The sequence below is a fragment of the Pseudoflavonifractor sp. 60 genome (assembly GCF_009911645.1).
Lineage (GTDB): Bacteria > Bacillota > Clostridia > Oscillospirales > Oscillospiraceae > Lawsonibacter.
On the sequence record NZ_QWKI01000379.1, the window covers coordinates 1 to 365 of the forward strand.

Genomic DNA, 365 nt, shown 5'->3' on the forward strand with positions numbered 1-365 from the left:
ATCGAAGGTCTGGGAGATGGTGGGGGTCTTCATGGTGGTGTAGGCGTCCCCCAGGATGTCCTGCTTGGTCTCCTCCCCCCAGTCCAGCTCGGCGGAGCTGTCCTCAACCCGCTTGCCCAGCCTGCCCCACTTGGGGGCCTGGGCGGTGCCGCTGTTGCCGCACACCAGATAGAGCTTCCGGTCCACCGTCTGGCCGGCGGGGGTGCTGAATTTGTATGCCATTATGCTGCCTCCTTACATAAACCACGGGTCTGTGGTAGGAAATTTTTTTATAAACTGGACGGCAATCTGCACCATGTAGGTGGCCAGGCCCTCGTCCTCCGCGCTGTAGAGCACGCCGTTCTGGGCGGTAATTTTCTCCTGCC

General features: G+C 60.5%; 1 pseudogene. It reads right to left on the reverse strand.

Features of this window, described 5'->3' with window-relative positions:
• A pseudogene (locus D1646_RS22490) lies at window positions 1-222 on the reverse strand (hypothetical protein); the annotation flags it as partial.
• Between the last annotated feature and the right edge of the window lie 143 nt (window positions 223-365).